Origin of the sequence: Butyrivibrio sp. TB (genome assembly GCF_900110805.1) — a bacterium.
GTDB lineage: Bacteria > Bacillota > Clostridia > Lachnospirales > Lachnospiraceae > Butyrivibrio > Butyrivibrio fibrisolvens_C.
In genome coordinates this window covers 113,647-135,223 of the sequence record NZ_FOER01000011.1, presented here as the reverse complement: position 1 = coordinate 135,223, position 21,577 = coordinate 113,647, and the positions used below count along the sequence as shown (strand labels likewise).

Sequence of the window (21,577 nt, the reverse complement as noted above, 5' to 3'; positions counted from 1 at the left end):
TAATAAATCATTGCCACGCTGTTAATTGTTTTATAAATTCATGGCACGATAGCTGGAGTTTTTTATTCTGGGGTCTGAAACTCGCTTCGCTCAGACAGGCAGACCCCTGGCAGAATAAAAAACTTCATCTATCATGCTCATGAATTTTATAAAACAATTAAAAAGCGTGGCAATGATTTATTATCTGCCTGCGTGTAGTCAACGTGCCTCGCAAAGCTTTGTGAATGCCACATCGCCTATCAAAGCCTGATTTTATAAACAGCCCGTGCCAGTATAGTCTTAAGCTACATTTAAGTTTAAATAAAGCTTGCTTTAAATATAGGTCATTATAGTGTACTTCGAAGATTAACGTGAACTATTTTTCGGAGGCTATAATGAAGGATTACGAATTAGATGAGCAGGCAATAGATAATAACGGGGTATATAGCAATGTGGCTGACGGTGATGGAGATATTGCTAATGAAGATACCAGTAGTGAGAGCATTATTGGAGAAGGTGACATTCTTGAGGATAGTAGCAATAAAGATCTGATAGACGAAGATAAGATCTACGAGAAGATGATAGGTGAGGATCTTATTGGCGAATATAATATCCATGATGATATGCTGAGTGATGAGCTTGCGGATGAAGATTCGATCAATGAATATCCTAACAATGAAGAGTCATTTGGTGAAGATTCTATTAATGAAGACTCTAACAATGAAGATATACTAGATGAAGGCTTTGCCTGTGAAGATGAGATTGTAGAAGATGCTTTCGAAGATGACGAGTCTGGTGAATCCGCTTTGTCAAATAAGAAGGATCTTAAGATAAGCCCTAAAGCAGTTCTTATAAAGTGCGGCAATGATATTAAGTCTCATAAGAAGATGGTCTTTGCTGCAATTGCTGTATGTCTTGCCGGCGCTATGGGAGTTTCAGCGTTTTCTTTTGCCAAGGCTAAGGGGGAAGAAGTGGAGGCTGTTCCGGCAGCTACAGAGCAGATCATCAAGCAGGATCTGTCCAAGTCCATAGCAGTAAACGGAACTATTGCAAGCAGTGCAAGTTACAGTCTTTCTAGTGAAGTGACGGATGTTACGGTTAGTGAGCTCAATGTGTCTGTCGGTGACAGGGTCAAGGCAGGAGATGTCATCGCAGTTCTTGATACTACATCTTTAGAAAAATCCCTTGAAATTGCTAACAAGAATCTTGAGACTACCAAGGAAAAAAATGAGCTTGACGTAGATGCTTCAAAGAGAAGCTATTCTAATGCCACAGAGTCAGCTTCTACGCAGAATGAGAGAGCCAAGGATGATGTAGATAAGGCGCAGGATGAACTTAATAAGTCTACTAATGACATGAATACTGCAAGTAAAGATGTAGATACCACCAAGTCTGACTCTCAGAGTAAGGATGCTGCAGTAACAAGTGCCAAAGATGATGTTACCAATGCTACTAATAATGCAAACAGTAAGTCAGATGCAGCTACTAAGACTCAGAAGGAGTATGACAATGCGGTAAGTGCTCTGTCTGATGCCCAGGCGCAGCTTGATACTGCCAAGGCCAATGCTCAGACTGCTATAGATGCTGCCAAGACCAAGGTAGATACAGCACAGGCTGCATATGATACAGCTCTTTCTGACAAGAATACTGCCCAGAGTACTTATGATACTGTCAAGAGTGCCTATGATACAGCTGCAGCTGAACTTGAAGACCTCAGATCTCAGAAAGATTCAGAGAATCCTCCGGAAGATATAGATACACAGATAAGTAATAAAGAAAGCGATGTTGCAACTAAGAAGGCAGATATGGATACAGCCAAGCAGACACTTGATGATAAGACATCTGCCTATGATACAGCTTCATCTACTCTTGACAGTGCTAAAACTGAGCTTAGCAATGCTCAAAACAGCCAGGAGTTAAAAGATGCTCAGGCCAAATATGATGCAGCCCTTGAAGCCAAAAATAAAGCAGAACAGGCCAATGACACCGCACAGACAGATAGTAAGAATGCTCAAAGAGACCTTGAAAGTAAGCAGTCAGCTCTGACAGAAGCCCAGACAGCTCAGTCTGAAGCAAAGAGTAAACAGTCAGAAGCTCAGTCCAAGTATGATACTGCCAAGTCTCAGACCAAGACCAATCAGGAAAGTCTTGATAAGGCCAAAGAGAATCAGGAAGATACTAAGAGAAGTAGTGATAAGAGCGTTGCAGACAGCGCTGATTCTGTAACTAGCAGTAAGCTTTCGGCAGAGTCATCTTTGCTTTCTGCTCAGCAGGAGGTTGACAAGATCACAGCTCAGATTGAGAAGGCTACGATCACTGCTCCTTTTGACGGAGTTATCACAGTCCTGGATGTAAAACAGGGAGATACCTATAAAGGAGGAGAGCTGGCTCTTCTTCAGGATGATAGCGGGTACAAGGTATCAGCTACAGTAGATCAGTATGACATAAGTGATATCTATGAAGGCATGAAGGTTACTATTAAGACTGATACAACAGGTGATGAGCTCATGGACGGAATCCTGACTTTTGTATCACCTGTTCCTAAGGCTACAACGGCATCTTCCTCTACCAATGAATCTGCTGGTGCATCCGCAAGTACAGACTATCCTATAGAAGTTACCATCACTAATCCAAGTGACAGACTTCGTATAGGTATGACTGCCAAGCTTACTATCATCCAGCAGGAAGTTACAGATGCTCTAACTGTATCAGAGTCATCTGTTCAGATTGATGATAACGGTCAGCCATATGTGGAAGTAGTGACAGGAACAGATGCTGACGGCAATCAGACAACTCAGAATATATCAGTATCATACGGACTTAAGACAGACTATTATGTCCAGATAATAGGAGATGGAATCTCTGAAGGCATGGAAGTTAAAATGTCTGATCTTATGACTGATACAGGCAGCAATGAGGATACGGGAGACTTTACGGAAGGCATGTACTGATGAGTGATATTATGATCGATGCAAGAGGCATCATTAAAAGATTTAATATTGGTAAGGAAAATGAGCTTGAGATACTACATGGAGTTGATCTTAAAGTCAGAAAAGGTGAGTTCGTATCCGTAGTAGGTCAGTCAGGATCCGGCAAATCTACTCTTATGAATATAATAGGTATACTGGATAAGCCTACGAAGGGCTCCTATATACTTGACGGAATTGATATTGCTAAGGCCAAAGATAACCAGCTGTGTGCAATACGTAATCAAAAAATCGGCTTTGTATTCCAGACATACAACCTGATCCCCAGAACAAGTGCTCTTAAGAACGTGGAACTTCCCATGCTCTATGCAGGAGTTAAGGCAAGAGAGAGAAAAGAAAAGGCCATGGAACTGTTAGAACTTGTAGGAATGGGCGAAAGGACAGATCATAAGCCTGATGAGCTTTCAGGTGGTCAGAAGCAGAGAGTTGCTATAGCAAGAGCTCTTGTCAATGATCCTGCCATAATCCTTGCCGATGAACCGACAGGAGCTCTGGATAGCGCAACCGGAAGGGCTGTCATGGATCTTTTTCACAAATTAAACGAAGAAAAAGGGATAACCATAGTCTTCATCACCCATTCTAATGAACTGGCAGAAGAAACAGGGAGAATCCTGACACTTCGAGATGGAATGATCATAGGCGAAAGGCAAGGGACTAATCAAAATTCCTATGTTAAGGCAGTCAGTAACTTCTGACCGGATGTTTTAGATTTTTTCATACATAATAAGGAAAAAATAGAAATGATATTAGAAAATATAAAACTGTCTCTTTCAGCTCTCTATGCCAATAAATTAAGAACATGTCTTACGATGCTGGGAATAGTGATAGGTATAGCTTCTATGATAGCTATCATGACAGTAAGTGATGCTATGAATAAATCTACTATGAATTCCATGGGAGATATGGGTGCCAATGTAGTCAGCGTATTCCTCACTCAGAAAGCTGATGAGAACGGAGAATACGCTGAGAATGTCCGCGCCATGAAAGACAAGGACTATGTTTCAAGCCAGATGCTTGAAGGCATCCAGAAGACTTTTGGCAGCAGTATAAGTGGCATCTCCATATCTGCAGAAGTAGGCAGCGTGAAAGTTACTGATAAGAAGAACTATGCCAATATAACCCTTATTGGAAGCAATGCTACAAGTATCAAAAAGAACAATCTTACATTGCTTGCAGGAAGGAGCTTTGTATCAAAAGACTATGAAGATGGCAAAAAAGTCATCCTTGTGAGCGATAAATATGTTCAGAATATGTTCAGTGGTGATAATGAAGGCGCCCTTGGACAGAATGTCGAAGTTGTTATAAACGGCAAATACTACAACTATACTATCGTAGGAGTATATGAATATCATGATACCGGATATAGCAGCGGCATCAGCCAAAAGGACATCCAGACAGGTGCATATATTCCGTATAAGACAGCTGCAAGACAGCTTCGTGACAGCGCCAGGATCACAAGCTTTGATGTGCTGACCAAGGCCGGAGCTGACCCGACACAGTTATCCTTTGATCTTACTGATTATATGAACGAGAACTTCTATAAAAACAATGATGCTTATGAAATCTATGCTTATAGCATGAAGGCTGAGCTTAAAGAAATGGAGAATATGCTTAATACTCAGAAGATGGCCTTCATGGCAGTTGGAGCCATATCTTTACTGGTAGGCGGAATCGGTGTTATGAACATCATGATCGTATCTATTACAGAGAGAACCAGAGAGATAGGCACCAGAAAAGCTCTTGGAGCTACCAATGGTTATATAAGGCTTCAGTTTATTACAGAAGCAGTAGTTGTATGCTTTATCGGCGGAATAATCGGTGTGATATTGGGTATTGTATTTGGAATAGCTGCATCAAATCTCATGAACTATCAGGGAAGTCCGTCAGTAACAGGTATCGCTGCATGTCTACTTTTCTCTATAGTATTCGGAGTGTTCTTTGGATATTATCCGGCAGGCAAGGCTGCAAAGCTCAATCCTATTGAAGCACTGCGGTATGAATGAGGTTACGACTTTGTAAGCCCCCGCCCTGGCGGTGCAGTATCCTCGAAGAATTTGTTCAAGCGGGATAACATCATTAAATATGATCAAATAGTACAATGATAATATAATAAAAATCATAAATACGAAAAATATATTGTTGCAAAAGCATATATTTAAGATTAATATACAAATATCTGTTTGTTTGATGTTTTTTAAAGGATTAAGGTTTTAATGTTGAGGATAAGATACGAAGCACAGGAAACAGTTAAGTTAGTCGGAGCCAAGATCATGGCATCCAGACAGTTTCAGGAAGCAGATCTCCAGACACATCATCACGTTACCACCGTTGCAAGACATAGTTTCAGAGTTGCATGCATATGCTTTTGCATATGTCATTTCCTTTATGCGGTCTTCAAGATAAGGACTAACTGGCAGCTTCTTATCGTATGCGCACTCTTGCATGACCTTGGCATTATAGGCAGACACTTCAAGTATGCAAGTAACTCTGAGTGTTATACGAAACATCCGGTAGATTCAGTTGATATAGCAGATAGTCTTCTTGGTGGACTTGATGATACCGCAAGAGATATCATAGGCAATCACATGTGGCCTGTAACTCCAACACGTCCTCGTACTATTGAGGGATTTATAATAACTGTAGCAGATAAGTACAGTGCCATGACAGATTTCATTCCTATGAATCATAGGCAGATGCTTGTAGAAGCTGCTATTTTATGATGATTATTCTTTTTAACTATTCTTTTAGCCGTCACGTAAAGTGGCGGTTTTTTTAGATTCTATGATTTTTTTTTATGAAAAATATGCTAAATAAATGTCAATAGAACGTTGCTGCGATCGCGAGGTAACGGGATAGCGACATCTACGTGTCGTTCGTCGGATATAATTGACGTTTCGTCAGAATTGCGTGACAAGAAAAATATCAATATTATAATGAGGGCAAAATTTTGTTTTTGGGGAGCAAATTATTTATGGCTTGTAGATGTACAGAAAAAGGTATGTGTGAAAGAGATCTGGTCCGCCTTGCCAGAGCTGATGGATATTATGGTAATTCATCAGAAGATGATGCAGCAATGACGAACAAGTGGTAAAGCGGCTGTGCCCGTCCACTTGACGTCAGATAAAGAAGGCGAGATAGATGCTTCAATCGATGATGTGCATGATGAAATCACCAGTAATATATCGGTATAATGTTAATTCCATAGATTTAGCGTCAGTGGAACAGGTTAACGAAGCTATTGGCCTTGTTGAAGAGGCAGTTGCAAAGCTGGGAATTATCACAGTCACAGAGGAAAGTGTTAAAGACGTGACATCATGGATAAAAGAGGAATCAAAGAATGGTTAAAAATGCGAAGCTTTTTAGAACGATAGTTTTAATTTTATTACTTGTGCTAATTGCTATTGTTATCTTGCAGAGAGAGAATCTTAAAAAAGAAGAGCAATTTAAAAAAGAATTAGAGTTATTATATGAAGATGAGACATTTTCACTAGGAATGGATACATACAACTGTTATAAAGATTTCAGCTATGTCGATGTAAACGTTCTAATCATTAATTTAGCAGCGTATAAGCATTTCAAAGACGGTGAGGAAATAACAGTTGAAGAAGTTAAGACTTTTCTATCTTCGGAATATGATGAAAATGGAGAATTATATGTATTAAATCCGCCAGATGATATAGCAAAGTTTATAAAATGGTATAGAACTGGTGGTAGATCTTTGACGGACAAATATTTTATTTATTTGTGCCGCTATCAAGATGATCATAGCGATAAGTATTCATTAAAAGGTATCACTATGTTGGATGTAAATATGTTATATGAGCTAATAGAAGATTTTGAAAACTGCCCCAATAGAGAGGATTATGAAGTGCATTGATGAAAACCTATTACCACCTTCCAGGGTTATTTGAGTTTTATGAATTTTATAAAGTTTTTTTGCCTATATTTAGGGAACATAGGGAGTATTTCTATGACTGGTGCGATATAGGCTCTATATACGGTGCTCCTGGAGATTGTCTCTGGGGAGGCGGGAGAGTAGGATTTGGAGATGCAGACTCTGTTAAGGTCAAGTCTTTGATGGAAGCATATAACATATCCATGCGTCTTACTTTCAGTAATTCTATGTTAAGACAAGAGCATCTGTCTGACCCAAAGTGCAATGAGCTATGTGCCATGTTTGAGGGTAGGGATACAGTAGCGACCTGCGATTATCCAAAAGCTGTAAAGGGTGTTGCGGGAGCTTTTGAGGATTCAGATGTAAAGAAGAACGGCATAATAATACATTCTGATCTGCTTCTTGAGTATATTAAAAAGAAATACCCGGGCTATTATTTTGTTTCATCCACAACCAAGGTCCTGACTGATTTTGAGGATCTTTGCAAGGAACTTGACAGGGAAGATTTTGACTATGTAGTTCCGGATTTCAGACTCAACAAGGAATTTGATAAGTTAAGCTCCTTAACTGCTGCTCAGAAGGATAAGGTAGAGTTTCTTTGTAACGAGTGCTGTTTCTTTGGATGTTACGATAGGAAGAAATGTTATGAAAATGTCAGTCTCAAGTGCCTTGGACAGAAGGTGGAAGATCATATATGCGTATCTCCTGACAAAGACAAGGGCTATCGCTTCTCAGATGCCATGAACAATCCGGGCTTTATAGGAATAGATGATATTCAAAAAACATACCTTCCTATGGGATTTTCTAATTTTAAGATCGAAGGTCGTAGCCTTGGAAGCGCTATAATCCTTGAGTTCTTGCTATATTATATGACCAAGCCTTCCTATCAGCTCAAGGTAAGAGAAGAGATATATCTTGACAGTTCGCTTGATCTCTTTTAACTAAAATAGAAGTTTAAGATTCTATATTGAATTAATGGATGAAACATAGTAGTATTAGCTACGAAGAAATTCATAGAACGTTTGTTCAAAAACTTTTAAATCAGAATAAAAATGCAGAGTAGATTTCAAAGCGTTAAGTGCTAGGTGAACAGGGAGTTGTCACTTGGACGAAAAGTTAAGTCTTGCGGTTTTGGAGTCGCATCCCGCTGCTACATACCAGGATATTATACCTTCTTATGTAGTTGTCAGGACGAGCATAAGGAGGTTTTTTATTGCAAATGATGAATTATGAACAGGCACTAAATTACATTGAATCAATCGAGAAGTTCGGTATAGACCTAGGACTTGACAGGATGAGAGAGCTTCTTAGGCGCCTTGGAGATCCTCAAGACGGGCTTAGATATGTACATGTAGCAGGAACCAATGGTAAGGGTTCTACAGTTGCTTTTATATCCAATATTCTCATGGCAGCAGGCTACAAGACAGGTATCTACATATCTCCGTCTCTTGACAGATTCACTAAGCGTATTCAGGTTGACGGCAGGGAGATAGACAGGGATGTTCTGGCTGCGCTGACACAGAAAGTCAAAGACGCTGCTGATAGCATGCAGCAAGACGGAATGTCTGTCCCTACAGAGTTTGAGCAGGTCAATGCAATTGCTTTTCTTTACTATAAGCATGAAAAGTGTGATTTTGTAGTACTTGAAGTAGGTCTTGGCGGAAGGATGGACTCTACTAATGTTATTAACTGTCCGGAAGTTGCAGTCATTGCTTCTATAAGCTTTGATCATATGCAGTATCTTGGTAACACCCTTCCTGAGATAGCAGGCGAGAAGGCCGGCATCATGAAAGAAGGCGGAGACGTAGTTGTATATGACCAGGCTCCTGAAGTTATGGAAGTATTTAGAAATGTAGCCAAGGAGCGCGGTTGCAGGCTTCATGTATCAGAAATGCCTGAAGGAGATAAGGCAATAAGATACGATCTTACTGGGCAGTATTTTAAATATGAGTCCGAGATCTATCACATAAGCCTTCTTGGAGACTATCAGATCCGTAATGCGTCGCTTGCTCTGGCAGCTGTTCGTATATTGCAGAGCAAAGGTTATGACAAGATCACAGAAGATGCTATAAGACAGGGGCTTGTTAATACCAGATGGGAAGGCAGATTTGAACTTTTGCAGGATAGCCCCAAGGTGATAGTGGACGGAGCTCATAACCCTGATGGTATCAGAGTATTGTGTACTAGTTTGAAGCGTCTTTTTCCTGATAAGAAGATCATATTTATAGCCGGAGTTCTTGCTGATAAGGATTACAAGAGCATGATGAAGATGGTGGCGCCTCTTGGCAAGGTCTTCCACACGATCACACCGCCCAATAAAAGGGCACTTCCTGCTGAGGATCTTGCGGATACTTTCAGATCCTTTGGTAGTGAGGCTGTATCTCATGGTAGCGTAGAAGAGGCGCTTGATAGTGCGCTAAAAGAGGCAGCAGAAGATGATGTTATATGTGCATTCGGATCACTTTATTATATAGGCCAGATTAGGAAGCTGATCCTTGGAGCGGTATAGAAGGTGTGATCAGGCATTGATTTAGTAGCCACATTATAAAAGTGTCAGTATAGTGATGCTTTTTATTATTCCCTAGAAGAATGGGAATCTATAGATTTATGGTTATATAAACGAGGAGGCAGTACTTTGGACGATAATAAGATTAAAGAAGGCGTAAGACTTATTCTTGAAGGAATAGGTGAAGATATAAACAGGGAGGGACTTCTTGAAACACCCGACAGGATCGCAAGAATGTATCATGAACTGGCAGCAGGATATACTGAGGATGCGGCAACTCACCTAGCCAAGCGCTTTCATGTGGATACTTCAGATATAGTTGTTGAGAAGGATATTCCGCTTTATTCATTTTGTGAGCATCATATGCTTCCTTTCTATGGAACAGCGGCTGTTGCATATATTCCGGATGGAGAGGTTGTAGGCCTTAGTAAGATCGCACGTACAGTAGACGTATTTGCTAAGAGGTTCCAGGTTCAGGAGCGCCTTACATCTCAGATAGCAGATGCCTTTGAGACAGAACTTCATCCCAAGGGAGTTATGGTACTTGTAGAAGCTGAGCATATGTGCATGACCATGCGCGGAATACGTAAACCGGGATCTAAGACAGTTACAGTTGTAACAAGAGGCGCGTTCGCTACAGATAAGAACCTTCAGGACACCTTCTATCGCATGATAGGAAGATAGTTTTAGTCATAAGCTCTGGATGTTCTAACTAATAGTCACTCGTTTTCATTCGTGGCATGAGGCTCATATGAATCATATTGATAACAAAAATAATACTGAAAAAATAAATAATATAAAATCAGTAAATAATAATGAAGCAATAAATAATACTGGAAAAATAGATTATTTAGAAAAAATAAATCATACAGAACATATTTCCAGATGCCAGCTGATATATGATCATCCTCTATATCAGGCGGAGCTTGTAAAAATTGCCGGATATGAATCTGACAGGATCTTTTGCAAGCACACCTTTGAACATTTTATGGATGTTGCGAGGATAGCTTATATTATGAGTTTAGAGAAGGGATATAAGCTTTCTAAGGAGATTATCTATGCAGCAGCGCTGCTTCATGATATAGGAAGAGCTATACAGTACGAAGATGGAACACCTCATGACAAGGCAGGAGCAGAGATCGCAGACAAGATACTTTCTGATTGCGGATTTAGTGATGATGAAAGGAACATGATTGTAGCTGCTATAATAAGCCATCGCGGCAGCGTACATGAAAGCGATATCCATAAAAGTGATAAGGACGCAGAGTATACAGAGCATACAGAGTATACTCGAAATATACTTTCAGCTATCATCTACAAAGCTGATAAATTATCTCGCCAGTGCTTCAGGTGCAACGCTCAAAAAGAGTGTAACTGGAGCATGGAGAAGCGTAATCTTGAGATTAATATATGATGATGTAGAAAAAACTTATAATCCCAACTTGGACAGACATGACTACGACCAGAAAGGTTTGATGACAAAATGAAGATAGGTAACAGAGAATTTGATGTTAATAGTGCTGATCATAAGTGTTATATAATGGGTATACTTAATGTAACACCTGACTCTTTTTCCGACGGAGGTAAGTGGAATACTTTGGGCAAAGCCAGAGACCACGTTGCCGGAATGATAGAAGAGGGCGCCGACATAATAGACGTAGGCGGCGAGTCCACAAGACCCGGGCATGAGCAGATATCTATAGAAGAGGAGATAGAGAGAGTCACTCCTTATATAGAGATGATAAAGAAGGAATTTGACATACCGGTTTCTATTGACAGCTATAAGGCAGATGTTATTGAAGCGGCTCTAAAAAGCGGAGCCGATCTAGTCAATGATGTATGGGGCTTTAGGTACGAGAAGTTCTATGAAGGCTGCGAAGAAATACCAAGGATCGCTCAGATCACCAAAAAGTATGACGTACCTGTATGTCTGATGCATAACAGACCCGATAGAGACTATACTGATTATATAGAAGATGTTATTGCTGACCTACAAGACTCCGTAGATATAGCACTTAGTGCAGGCATTGATAAGGGCAAGATCATCATAGATCCGGGTATTGGCTTTGCCAAAGATCTTGAACAGAACCTTATACTCACAAACAGGCTTCAGGAGCTGGGAAGACTTGGATATCCTATACTTCTTGCAACATCCCGTAAGTCCATGATAGGTCTGTCACTTGACCTTCCATCTGATGAGAGAGTAGAAGGAGCTATTGCAACTTCCGTGTTGGGAGTTATGAAGGGCGCTTCTTTTGTAAGAGTGCATGATGTTAAAGAGAACAAAAGAGCTATAGAAATGACGAGGGCAATTTTAAATGAGCAAAAGTGTTTATGATAAGATCACAATAAAGGGACTTGAGGTATTCGCTAATCACGGCGTATATCCTGAAGAGAACAGGCTGGGGCAGAAGTTTGTAGTTAATGCGGTATTGTATGTTGATACAAGAGCTGCAGGATTATCTGATGATCTTGACTTGTCTGTAAATTATGGAACAGTATGCCATCAGATAACAGATTTCCTTACAGCCAATACCTATAAGCTTATAGAAAGGGTTGCAGAAGAGCTTGCAAGGCATATCCTTATTAACAATCCGCTGGTTCATGAGATAGATGTAGAGATAGAAAAGCCTGGAGCTCCTATAGGACTTCCGCTTGAGACAGTAAGTGTTAAGATTCACAGAGGCTGGCATGACGTAGCTATAGCACTTGGAAGTAATATGGGTGATAGCAAAAAGTTCCTTGATGAAGCTGTAGAGAAGGTTGGACAGCTTCCGGATACCAAGGTCAATAAAGTGGCAACTTATATTACGACTAAGCCATACGGCGGAGTAGAGCAGGATGACTTCCTTAACAGTGCCATGACCATAAGAACTATGCTAACACCAACAGAGCTTCTGGACAGGCTCCATGATATTGAGAGAGAAGCCGGACGTGAGAGAATAATCCACTGGGGACCAAGGACTCTTGATCTTGATATACTTCTATACGATGATCTTGTTATGGATACCGAGGATCTGACTATACCTCATATCGAGATGCATCTTAGAGACTTTGTCTTAAAGCCTCTTGCTGAGATAGCACCCTGGCTTCGTCACCCTGTATATGGCAAGACTGTTGCACAGATGCTGAGCGAGCTTAAGTAGTGAACAATAGAGCAGTGGAGACCGTATATAACACCCGAAAGGATTTTATTTATGAATAGTTTTATGCCTGCAGATGAATCTTTTAATGGAGATATGGAATTTGCAGATCTAATGTCTGATCCGGATGCGCAGCTTCTAATAGCTCAGATCATGGATTGGACACAAGATCCAAATTGGCCTGACACTACAAGAATATTAGAGATATTACATCAGCACGAACAGATCCTGATACCATACATCAGAGATGTACTAAAAAATCAGGACCCGGAATGGAAGGAATGGATCCTTACATATCTCGTTGCATATTTTCCGGATGAATATCTAGCAAAGCTGCAAGAAGAATTAAAGCTAGTCATGAACACAGATATGTATGATAAAGACTATAAAAATATACAAAAAGTAGCAAATGAACTGTATACGAGAATAAAAGGATAATAAACCGCATACAAGTAATTTAACTCAAACTTTCCACTATGACGGTGCAGTATCACCAAAGGCGTTGCAGGGACAGGCAGTATATAGATCATTGCCATGCTTTTTAATCGTTTTATAGAATTCATGAGCATGATAGATGGAGCTTTTTATTCTGCCCGGGGTCTGTATGTTTGAGCGAAGCGAGTTTCAGACCCCAGAATAAAAAGTGACAGCTATCATGCCATGAATCTTAAAACGATTAACGGCATGGCAATGATCTATATACTGCCTGTCCCTGCAACGCCTTTGGTGATACTGCACCGTCCAAACGAGAAGTTATAAAAATATTCCTTAGTACTTTACTCGAGTGCTTTCACGTGGTATTGTGATAAAGTAATTGTCAAAATAGGATTTTTATATGTTCTAAATAGAGAGGAGAGCAGTATGAAAACTGAACAAGATAAGAACATCCCTTATAAGACATACCTTGATGAAAGCGAACTTCCCAAGAGCTGGTACAACGTCCGTGCGGATATGAAGAATAAGCCCGCACCGCTTCTTAATCCTGCAACACATGAAGTTATGAAAGCTGAAGACCTGGCTCCGGTTTTTTGTGATGAGCTTATCAAGCAGGAACTTGATAATGATACAGCTTATTTTGATATTCCTTCAGAGATTCTTGATTTCTACAAGATGTATCGCCCATCACCACTTATAAGAGCATATTTCCTTGAAGAGAAGTTACAGACTCCGGCTAAGATATATTACAAATTTGAAGGCAATAATACTTCCGGATCACATAAACTTAACTCTGCTATCGCTCAGGCATATTATGCCAAGAAGCAGGGACTCAAAGGTGTTACCACAGAAACAGGTGCAGGTCAGTGGGGAACAGCACTTTCTATGGCTTGTTCTTATTTTGATCTTGACTGTAAGGTTTACATGGTCAAGGTTTCTTATGAACAGAAGCCTTTCCGCCGTGAAGTCATGAGGACATACGGCGCCAGTGTAACACCTTCACCTTCTATGGAGACAGAGATCGGCAAGAAGATCCTTGCTGCTCACCCGGGGACTACAGGAAGCCTTGGATGTGCCATCTCTGAAGCTGTTGAGAAGGCTACGTCAACGCCTGGATATCGCTATGTACTTGGAAGCGTACTCAATCAGGTACTTCTCCATCAGTCGGTAATAGGACTTGAGACCAAAGCTGCCCTTGATAAGCTTGGTGTCAAAGCTGATATCATAATAGGATGCGCAGGCGGCGGATCCAACCTCGGCGGTCTTATCTCTCCTTTCATGGGTGAAAAGCTACGAGGAGAAGCTGATTACAGGATCATTGCTGTTGAGCCCGCAAGCTGTCCTTCACTTACAAGAGGTAAGTATGCATATGACTTTTGTGATACCGGAATGGTATGCCCTCTTGCTAAGATGTATACACTTGGACATGACTATATCCCTGCTCCTAACCATGCAGGTGGTCTCCGCTATCATGGTATGAGTTCAACATTGTCTCAGCTTTATGACGATGGTCTTATGGAGGCTGTATCTGTTCCTCAGACCAAAGTATTTGAAGCTGCAGAAGAGTTTGCAAGAGTAGAGGGTATCCTCCCTGCTCCTGAAAGTTCACATGCTATAAGAGTTGCTATAGATGAAGCTTTAAAATGTAAGGAAACAGGCGAAGAGAAGACTATCGTATTCGGACTTACAGGAACAGGATATTTTGATATGGTAGCTTATGAGAAATTCCATGATGGTCTTATGGAAGATTACATTCCTACTGATGCCGAGCTTAACGAGTCTTTTGCCAAGCTCCCTAAGATGGACTAAAAGCTTATTTGAGCATATGTTGTCTTTTTGCGAAAAAACACGAAATAATAATAATTCCTTGTTTGTATACTAATAATGAATTATTATGTTGTTATGATTATATCAATATGTAATAAGCTCTCCGCTTTTTAATAGGCGGAGAGCTTGTTGTGGGTATAAGCGCTTTATATAGGGGAAAGTGTGACCCAAATGGGTGAGGTAAAAGATGAGTGTTGGGTTCAAAAAACGCATACGCACAGCACTGATAGCGATCTTTATGCTATTGGTTTTATGCATGACAATTCAATATTTTAGTATTACTGCTTTTAATTCGACCAAGCATACTTTTAGTAGTATGGATAAAGGGATGATTGATGAGATGTCTGATGAGACTTCAATGGACATCCATTATAGAGGAAATAATACTTCTACATGGATCAAAAGGGACATGGATATCTATGGGATAATATCGGATGTCCGTGTATACAATGGATCTTCTAGTGTTATAAGCTCATGGACGCTCAGAGTTAATATCAAAGGGCCATGTTATATTAATCAGTTCTGGAATGGTGATGTAGAGATACACCAGCATGTGGGCAGGGATGATGAAGTGATCCAGACTTTGAATCTTGCCAATTATGACGAGAAGGAGATCAAACTTGATTATATTATCAATGAGTCTGATCTATTGATTCCACTTGATGAAGGTGATTATTTTGTCTACTATCCTGAGGAAAGTATGCGTGAGATGCCTATAAAATCAGGGGATGAGACAGTAGTTGGCTTTATCATGTACTATGATGATAATATTGATCTTTCAGATTACACTTTTTATTACTATTTCAGTAGAAGTTATTTTGAAGGTCCTGTTTTCCTTATTATCTGTCTTCTTCTTGTATGGGAGTTCTTTGCATTTGGAATGTATCTTACAGCCATGTACGTATATAGAAAGGCTGACAGGGAGATGGAACTTCGTAAGTCCGGCCTTTCGAGCATGTCAGGACTTTATACTATCATTTATATAGTAGATCTTATTGAGGATAAGATCATACCTGTAAGTTACCCTGAAGGACTTGATAAGATCCGTCCCAGAAACCTTGGTGCTAATGATCAGTTCAAGAATCTCTACAAGCTGGATGCTGTTGAGTCTTACATAGAACCTTTGATGGAATTTGGCAATCTTAAAACCCTCCCTAAAAGGATGGAAAACAGAAACAGTATATCAATTGAATATGTAAGTAAAAGGTTTGGCTGGAGCAGGATCAGATTTATCAATATGGATACAGGTTCTGACAGGCCTGTCGAAAAGGTTCTATTCACGATAGAACAGATTAATGAAGAGAAAAAAGAGATAGACAGGATCTTAAGTCAGGTTGAGCAGGCTGAGTCTAAGAGCCGTGTAAAGAGCGCTTTTCTTGCCGGTATATCAAGAGAGATCAGAACACCTATAACCGTGATGCTCAAACTTACAGATCTTATTGTGAATCGCAGTAATGATGATCTTATCAGATCATATGCCAAATCTGTTATAAGCTCCGGCAAAGTCCTTATGGCAGAAGTTAACAGCGTTATAGATTATTCAAATCTTGAAGCCGGTGAACTTGAACTTACCCCGGCAGATTATTCATTAAGAGGATTTCTTGATGAGATGTATGAGCTGATAATGCCGAGGATCAAATATAAAGGAATAGAATTCCAGGTAGATATAACTGATACTATTCCTGATAAGATGCATGGCGACAGCGTCAGACTTATGCAGATACTGATCACACTTATAATGTATACCTTAAGTCGTAATAAAACAGGCGGTATCAGACTTGGTATATTTGGTAAAGTTACAGATGAAAGAAAAGTTCATCTGCTAATATCTGTCAAGGAGATAGAGTCTTCGCGTAGAATTGATGAAAAAACAAGGTCTTATCAGAAGTACATGCAATCTGAAGGTGGACTTCCTCCTGAAAAAGAAAATGAAATAAGTATAGATCTTGTACAAGGCCTTTTGCAGGCTATGGGAGCTATTCTTAATGTTTCAGATACATATGGAGATGGTAATGACTATTACTTTGAGATCGATCAGGAGATAGTCGAAAGAAGCCCTATTGGACAATACAGCCTTAGAGAAAGTGAGATAACCTGGTAAATGATTACTTCCTTTTTTGGTATACTTCTGGTAATATCTGTGCTTGTAATACTATACATGGCACAGAAAAACTATGAAAACATTGATATCTACTACTGGACTCTGGTAATCCTGATTCCTGTTGTGGTTCTTGGATACTGGCTTAAGACTAGAGTTACAACAGTAGAAGGAGCCAAGCTGTGCTTTTGTTTTATCTATATCGACAGTACAGTTTTACTTACTGCAGTGATCTTTAATATCATGCGTTTTATGGGAATCGCAGTTAAATCCTGGATCAAGCTTGTAGCTTATATAGTCGGTTTTGGGCATTTGTTCATTATATGGCTTTGTTTTGACAATGATCTGTATTATAAGAATGTGACGCTGATAGATACAGGACTTGGTACTGCTACTAAGATGGTTAATGGTCCTTTGAAGATTGTTCACTGGATTTATTTGATCCTTGTTCTTGGCATTATTATTGCCCTTATGATAATGGCTATTGTGAGAAAAGGAACTTATTCCAGAAGGACACTGACCCTCTATTCACTTCTTACAGGAGTTGGAATTCTTGTATATATTATTGAGTCAATTCTTGATGTTGATTTTTCTAACCTTCCGGCTCTTTATGTTACGGCAGATATACTTATTGCACTTAATTATGATCACGCGCATACACATGATATAGCATGTCTTATCTCTGAACAGCAGAAATATCACGGGACTAAGGGCTATGTTGCCTTTGATCTTGACAGGAACTTTCTTAGCTGTAATTCAAAAATCTATGATTTTGTTCCGGAATTAAAAAAGCAGATAGTTGATGAAAATCTTCCGCCTGATAGTGAACTTCGAAGCATTTTTTACAGTCTTATAGATGATTACAGAAGAGATTTCAAAAATGTTAAAAAGTTCGACCATGACGGTAGGATATGTCAGTGTGAGATTTCTGAGTTTTCTATAAGAAAAGACGGAAAAGTGCAGGGATATCTTTTTGATATAGATGATGTTACAGAAGAAGAAAAGTTTCTTCAGGTCATGAAGGACTATAACACGACACTTAACAAGGAAGTTGATATTAAGACTGAAAGTATCAAGAATATTCAGGAAAAAGTAGTCCTTGGCCTTGCCAATATGGTCGAGAACCGAGACAACAATACCGGAGGTCATGTTAAGAGAACCAGTGATCTTATCAAGATAGTTGTTAATGAAGCCAAAAGGCAGGGGGTATACAGTATATCCGAACAGTATGCGGAAGATATAGTAAGAGCTGCACCTATGCATGATATAGGTAAGATCACTATTGAGAATTCTATTCTATGTAAACCCGGAGATCTTACCAAAGAAGAGTTTAATATCATGAAGACGCATTCTGTTAAGAGCGGCGAATTCGTTAACCTTATCTTAAAGGGAGTAGAAGAGAAACATTTTGTGGACGTTGCGTACAATGTAGCCAGGTATCATCATGAAAGGTGGGACGGAAGAGGCTATCCGGAAGGCCTTGTAGGCGAGATGATACCTCTGGAAGCAAGGCTTATGGCTATAGCAGATGTATATGATGCTCTTGTAAGTCAGCGTTATTACAAAAAGCCTCTCAAGTACGAAGAAGCTGCCAAGATCATGATTGAAGGCATGGGAAGTCAGTTTGATCCCAATATGTTGAGCGTTTTCCTTGGTTGCAGGCATGAACTTGAAGAATACTATAAGGATATTCAGGAAGATCTCGATGCCCACGATGAGAAGCTTCTGATTAGCTAAGTGTGTTATAAAGTGCGATATATCTGGATATGAATAACAGGCAGGTTCAGAGAGAATTATCTGATACCTGTTCATACGAAAAAGCATGTTAGCTGTTTATGGCTATACATGCTTTTTTATTGTTTGAGATAAAAATATAATTCCCCCCTTTTATTTATAGAACATGTGTGAGATAATCTTAATAACAATAACGGGACACGTGTTCCGTTATAGAAACAGGATATTATTTTTTATGCAGGAGGTTACTTCAATATGGGGAAGTTTTATGCACTTACATCTGATGAAGTTACATCATTAGAAAAGGAGAACCAGGCTCTTGTCAGATTACTTGCCGGAGAATGCATGGTTGTTTTGGAAAACGATGGTGCACTACCGCTTGGTAAAGAGGAAAGAACCATAGTTTTATATGGTAGCGGTGCAAGAAACACAGTAAAAGGTGGCACCGGATCAGGAGATGTTAACTCAAGAGAGGTTATAAATATCTATGAAGGTCTTAAAGCTGAAGGCTTTAATATCCTTTCTGATGACTGGCTTGACAGATATGATAAAACTCTTGAAGATGCTACAAATGCGTACATGGCTGATATTAATGAAAAGGCAGCCAAACAGCATGTTCCGCCTATCATGATAATGTTCTCTACACCTTTTGTAGCTCCGGATGAAGAGTTGATAACACAGGTCAAAGATGCTGATATCGCTATATATGTCATAAGCCGTAATTCCGGAGAAGGTGCTGACAGATATGATGTCAAGAAGGATTATGAGCTTGATGATAATGAGGTCAAGAATATACAGTTTCTTGCAGCAAATTATAAAAAGACCATCGTACTGTTAAATACAGGTGGTGTTATAGATACTAAGGTTCTGAGAAATACTGATGGAATAAATGCAGTGATGATCGCAGGCCAGATGGGTAATATCGGCGGCAATATCGTCAGCGATGTTCTTACAGGTAAGTCAATTCCTTCCGGAAAGCTTGCAGATACATGGGCTGAGAATTATAGCGATTATCCATCATCAGCTACTTTCAGCCATAATAATGGCAATATAGATGATGAATATTATACAGAAGGTATATATGTTGGCTACAGATATTTTGATACTTTTGGTATAAAGCCCGCTTATTCATTTGGTTATGGTAAGGGCTATACTGATTTTGCTTATGAAGTTGATGATGTAATTGCTGATGAGAAGAAGGTATATGTATCTGTAACAGTTACTAATACCGGATCAAAGTATGCAGGACGTGAAGTTATCCAGGTTTATGTAACTTCTCCTGAAGGCGGTATTGATAAGCCTTTCAAGGAACTTAGAGGCTTTGCTAAGACAAGTCTTCTTGGACCTTCACAAAAGGAAACTGTAACTATAACTTTTGATACAGCAAGTATGGCTTCTTATGATATAAACAGAGCTTCTTATGTGCTTGAAAAGGGCAATTACATCATAAGAGTCGGCAACAGCTGTGATAATACAAGACCTGCAGCAGTTCTTACTCTTGATAGAGACGTTGTGACAGTTAAGTGCAGGAATCTTTTTGGACTTGATGAAGCTGTAGAAGAGATACAGGCTCCAAAGAGGGAGAAAGAAGACATAAGTGGTCTTAAGGAGATCGCATTAGACAGCTCAAAGTTTACAACATCCGTGATCGAGTATCAGATTGACAGACCTGTTCTTGAAGATAAGCGCAGCGGCGAAAAGCTTACAATGGATGATGTAAAAGCAGGCAATGCTACCTTGAAAGAACTTGTAGCGCAGCTGACGCTTGAAGAGATGGCAAATCTCTGCGTAGGACTCTTTGATCATAGTGCAAGTAATGTAGTAGGTTCTGCATCAGGATCTGTCGTAGGCGCAGCAGGAGAGACTATAGGAATACCTGACAGGAAGATCATCCCTACTGTTAATGCTGATGGACCTGCAGGACTTAGACTGCAGCCTCACTTTAAGACAACTGCTGATGGTCAGGTTCTGCCAGGCGGAGAAGTTTTTGGAATGTCCCGTAATCCATTCCCTGAAGATACTCCGGAAGATGCTATAGATTATTATCAGTACTGTACAGCAATTCCGATTGCATCTACTCTTGCACAGTCATGGGATATGGAACTTATAGAGAAGATGGGTCATATTGTAGGTACAGAGATGCAGCAGTTCCATGTGCATCTGTGGCTTGCTCCCGGTATGAATATCCACAGGAATCCTCTTTGCGGACGTAACTTCGAGTATTATTCTGAAGATCCGCTTATTGCAGGATCATGTGCAGCAGCTGATACTAAGGGTGTTCAGAGCTTTGCCGGTCAGGGAACTACTATAAAGCACTTTGCAGCTAACTCTCAGGAAGACAACCGTATGTACAATAATGCACATATTTCCGAAAGAACCCTCCGCGAGATCTATCTCAAGGGATTTGAAATTGCTGTTAAGGATTCACAGCCCCTGTCTGTCATGACATCCTATAACCTTATAAATGGTATACATTCTGCCAACAGCAAAGACCTCCTTCAGGGAGCACTTCGTGACGAGTGGGGATTTAAGGGCTTTGTAATGACAGACTGGTTCTCAAGTCAGGATGCAAGATCTATAGGACTTGCTCCTGCCAATGTTAAGTATGACTGTGCATCAAGCCCTGATTGTATCAAGGCCGGCAATGATGTTCAGATGCCGGGAAGTAAGCAGAATGTTGACGATATTATAAAGGGCGTAGAAGATGGCAGGATCACTCTTGGAGATGTACAGTTCTGCGCACTGAACATACTTGGCGTTGTAGCCAAATGCGAATAACTAAGAGCTTATCAGTATAGCAATATAAAATTGCGCTGATACTCTTATGAGTTTAATAAAGTATACATTTTTAACCTCATGTCGCGAGCAAAGCGAGTGACTAATGGTTCAAATTGGTGGAGCTCGCGACACCAATTTGGGTTTGAAAGTGGAACACTTTCAAACTTGGATCTTTGATTCAAAAATGTATACTTT

Annotated in this window: 17 protein-coding genes and 1 riboswitch; all 17 genes read left to right on the top strand. The window is 39.9% G+C overall.

What is annotated here, in order from left to right; all coding sequences use genetic code 11:
- Positions 1 to 374 precede the first annotated feature (374 nt).
- The 17 genes from BMX21_RS09270 to BMX21_RS09190 all read left to right on the top strand — a co-directional run bounded on the left by BMX21_RS09270 (position 375) and on the right by BMX21_RS09190 (position 21,382).
- The gene (locus tag BMX21_RS09270; protein WP_092043647.1) at positions 375 to 2,930 is read left to right on the top strand and encodes an HlyD family efflux transporter periplasmic adaptor subunit; all 2,556 of its coding nucleotides are present in this window, start codon (positions 375 to 377) and stop codon (positions 2,928 to 2,930) included.
- Positions 2,930 to 3,661, top strand: coding sequence for an ABC transporter ATP-binding protein (locus BMX21_RS09265; protein ID WP_022757385.1), 732 nt, complete (start codon positions 2,930 to 2,932; stop codon positions 3,659 to 3,661). The genes BMX21_RS09270 and BMX21_RS09265 overlap by 1 nt, the downstream gene beginning before the upstream one ends.
- A gap of 45 nt (positions 3,662 to 3,706) precedes the next feature.
- Positions 3,707 to 4,969 (top strand): ABC transporter permease, encoded by a 1,263-nt coding sequence (locus tag BMX21_RS09260; RefSeq protein WP_092043644.1) that lies wholly within the window; start codon positions 3,707 to 3,709, stop codon positions 4,967 to 4,969.
- Positions 4,970 to 5,179: 210 nt separating this feature from the next.
- The gene (locus BMX21_RS09255; RefSeq protein ID WP_143057236.1) at positions 5,180 to 5,686 is read left to right on the top strand and encodes an HD domain-containing protein; all 507 of its coding nucleotides are present in this window, start codon (positions 5,180 to 5,182) and stop codon (positions 5,684 to 5,686) included.
- A 418-nt stretch (positions 5,687 to 6,104) separates the two neighbouring features.
- Entirely contained in the window at positions 6,105 to 6,311 is a 207-nt protein-coding gene (locus tag BMX21_RS09250) for a hypothetical protein (protein ID WP_092043642.1), read from the top strand.
- The gene (locus BMX21_RS09245; RefSeq protein WP_092043639.1) at positions 6,304 to 6,843 is read left to right on the top strand and encodes a hypothetical protein; all 540 of its coding nucleotides are present in this window, start codon (positions 6,304 to 6,306) and stop codon (positions 6,841 to 6,843) included. The genes BMX21_RS09250 and BMX21_RS09245 overlap by 8 nt, the downstream gene beginning before the upstream one ends.
- Positions 6,843 to 7,802 carry a hypothetical protein gene (locus BMX21_RS09240; RefSeq protein WP_092043636.1) on the top strand — a complete coding sequence of 320 codons (960 nt, stop codon included), beginning with the start codon at positions 6,843 to 6,845 and terminating at the stop codon, positions 7,800 to 7,802. Before BMX21_RS09245 ends, BMX21_RS09240 begins: the two co-directional genes overlap by 1 nt.
- Positions 7,803 to 7,914: 112 nt before the next feature.
- A riboswitch (THF riboswitch) is annotated at positions 7,915 to 8,013 on the top strand.
- A 67-nt stretch (positions 8,014 to 8,080) separates the two neighbouring features.
- Positions 8,081 to 9,370 carry a bifunctional folylpolyglutamate synthase/dihydrofolate synthase gene (locus tag BMX21_RS09235; protein WP_242952904.1) on the top strand — a complete coding sequence of 430 codons (1,290 nt, stop codon included), beginning with the start codon at positions 8,081 to 8,083 and terminating at the stop codon, positions 9,368 to 9,370.
- A gap of 126 nt (positions 9,371 to 9,496) precedes the next feature.
- Positions 9,497 to 10,051, top strand: a complete 555-nt coding sequence (gene folE, locus BMX21_RS09230) for a GTP cyclohydrolase I FolE (protein ID WP_022755127.1) — start codon at positions 9,497 to 9,499, stop codon at positions 10,049 to 10,051.
- 67 nt (positions 10,052 to 10,118) lie between these two features.
- Positions 10,119 to 10,781: an HD domain-containing protein gene (locus BMX21_RS09225; protein ID WP_092043634.1), complete on the top strand. Its 663-nt coding sequence runs from the start codon at positions 10,119 to 10,121 to the stop codon at positions 10,779 to 10,781.
- Positions 10,782 to 10,850: 69 nt separating this feature from the next.
- Positions 10,851 to 11,705, top strand: a complete 855-nt coding sequence (gene folP, locus BMX21_RS09220; protein ID WP_092043631.1) for a dihydropteroate synthase — start codon at positions 10,851 to 10,853, stop codon at positions 11,703 to 11,705.
- Entirely contained in the window at positions 11,686 to 12,513 is an 828-nt protein-coding gene (folK, locus tag BMX21_RS09215) for a 2-amino-4-hydroxy-6-hydroxymethyldihydropteridine diphosphokinase (protein ID WP_092043628.1), read from the top strand. The genes folP and folK overlap by 20 nt, the downstream gene beginning before the upstream one ends.
- A gap of 51 nt (positions 12,514 to 12,564) precedes the next feature.
- On the top strand, positions 12,565 to 12,948 hold the full coding sequence (locus BMX21_RS09210) for a DUF5071 domain-containing protein (protein WP_092043625.1): 384 nt from the start codon (positions 12,565 to 12,567) through the stop codon (positions 12,946 to 12,948).
- Positions 12,949 to 13,371: 423 nt separating this feature from the next.
- Positions 13,372 to 14,754 carry a TrpB-like pyridoxal phosphate-dependent enzyme gene (locus BMX21_RS09205; RefSeq protein WP_022755132.1) on the top strand — a complete coding sequence of 461 codons (1,383 nt, stop codon included), beginning with the start codon at positions 13,372 to 13,374 and terminating at the stop codon, positions 14,752 to 14,754.
- A gap of 346 nt (positions 14,755 to 15,100) precedes the next feature.
- Positions 15,101 to 16,873, top strand: a complete 1,773-nt coding sequence (locus tag BMX21_RS09200; protein WP_027205580.1) for a histidine kinase dimerization/phospho-acceptor domain-containing protein — start codon at positions 15,101 to 15,103, stop codon at positions 16,871 to 16,873.
- Positions 16,874 to 18,607: an HD domain-containing phosphohydrolase gene (locus BMX21_RS09195; protein WP_051211837.1), complete on the top strand. Its 1,734-nt coding sequence runs from the start codon at positions 16,874 to 16,876 to the stop codon at positions 18,605 to 18,607.
- A gap of 252 nt (positions 18,608 to 18,859) precedes the next feature.
- Positions 18,860 to 21,382, top strand: a complete 2,523-nt coding sequence (locus BMX21_RS09190; protein WP_092043622.1) for a glycoside hydrolase family 3 protein — start codon at positions 18,860 to 18,862, stop codon at positions 21,380 to 21,382.
- Positions 21,383 to 21,577 lie beyond the last annotated feature (195 nt).

Excerpts from the sequence above, each read along its gene's own strand:
- BMX21_RS09270 (WP_092043647.1), top strand. The coding sequence starts at position 375 with ATGAAGGATTACGAATTAGATGAGCAGGCAATAGATAATAACGGGGTA.
- BMX21_RS09265 (WP_022757385.1), top strand. The coding sequence starts at position 2,930 with ATGAGTGATATTATGATCGATGCAAGAGGCATCATTAAAAGATTTAAT.
- BMX21_RS09260 (WP_092043644.1), top strand. The coding sequence starts at position 3,707 with ATGATATTAGAAAATATAAAACTGTCTCTTTCAGCTCTCTATGCCAAT.
- BMX21_RS09255 (WP_143057236.1), top strand. The coding sequence starts at position 5,180 with ATGTTGAGGATAAGATACGAAGCACAGGAAACAGTTAAGTTAGTCGGA.
- BMX21_RS09250 (WP_092043642.1), top strand. The coding sequence starts at position 6,105 with ATGCTTCAATCGATGATGTGCATGATGAAATCACCAGTAATATATCGG.
- BMX21_RS09245 (WP_092043639.1), top strand. The coding sequence starts at position 6,304 with ATGGTTAAAAATGCGAAGCTTTTTAGAACGATAGTTTTAATTTTATTA.
- BMX21_RS09240 (WP_092043636.1), top strand. The coding sequence starts at position 6,843 with ATGAAAACCTATTACCACCTTCCAGGGTTATTTGAGTTTTATGAATTT.
- BMX21_RS09235 (WP_242952904.1), top strand. The coding sequence starts at position 8,081 with ATGATGAATTATGAACAGGCACTAAATTACATTGAATCAATCGAGAAG.
- BMX21_RS09225 (WP_092043634.1), top strand. The coding sequence starts at position 10,119 with ATGAATCATATTGATAACAAAAATAATACTGAAAAAATAAATAATATA.
- folP (WP_092043631.1), top strand. The coding sequence starts at position 10,851 with ATGAAGATAGGTAACAGAGAATTTGATGTTAATAGTGCTGATCATAAG.
- folK (WP_092043628.1), top strand. The coding sequence starts at position 11,686 with ATGAGCAAAAGTGTTTATGATAAGATCACAATAAAGGGACTTGAGGTA.
- BMX21_RS09210 (WP_092043625.1), top strand. The coding sequence starts at position 12,565 with ATGAATAGTTTTATGCCTGCAGATGAATCTTTTAATGGAGATATGGAA.
- BMX21_RS09205 (WP_022755132.1), top strand. The coding sequence starts at position 13,372 with ATGAAAACTGAACAAGATAAGAACATCCCTTATAAGACATACCTTGAT.
- BMX21_RS09200 (WP_027205580.1), top strand. The coding sequence starts at position 15,101 with ATGATTGATGAGATGTCTGATGAGACTTCAATGGACATCCATTATAGA.
- BMX21_RS09195 (WP_051211837.1), top strand. The coding sequence starts at position 16,874 with ATGATTACTTCCTTTTTTGGTATACTTCTGGTAATATCTGTGCTTGTA.
- BMX21_RS09190 (WP_092043622.1), top strand. The coding sequence starts at position 18,860 with ATGGGGAAGTTTTATGCACTTACATCTGATGAAGTTACATCATTAGAA.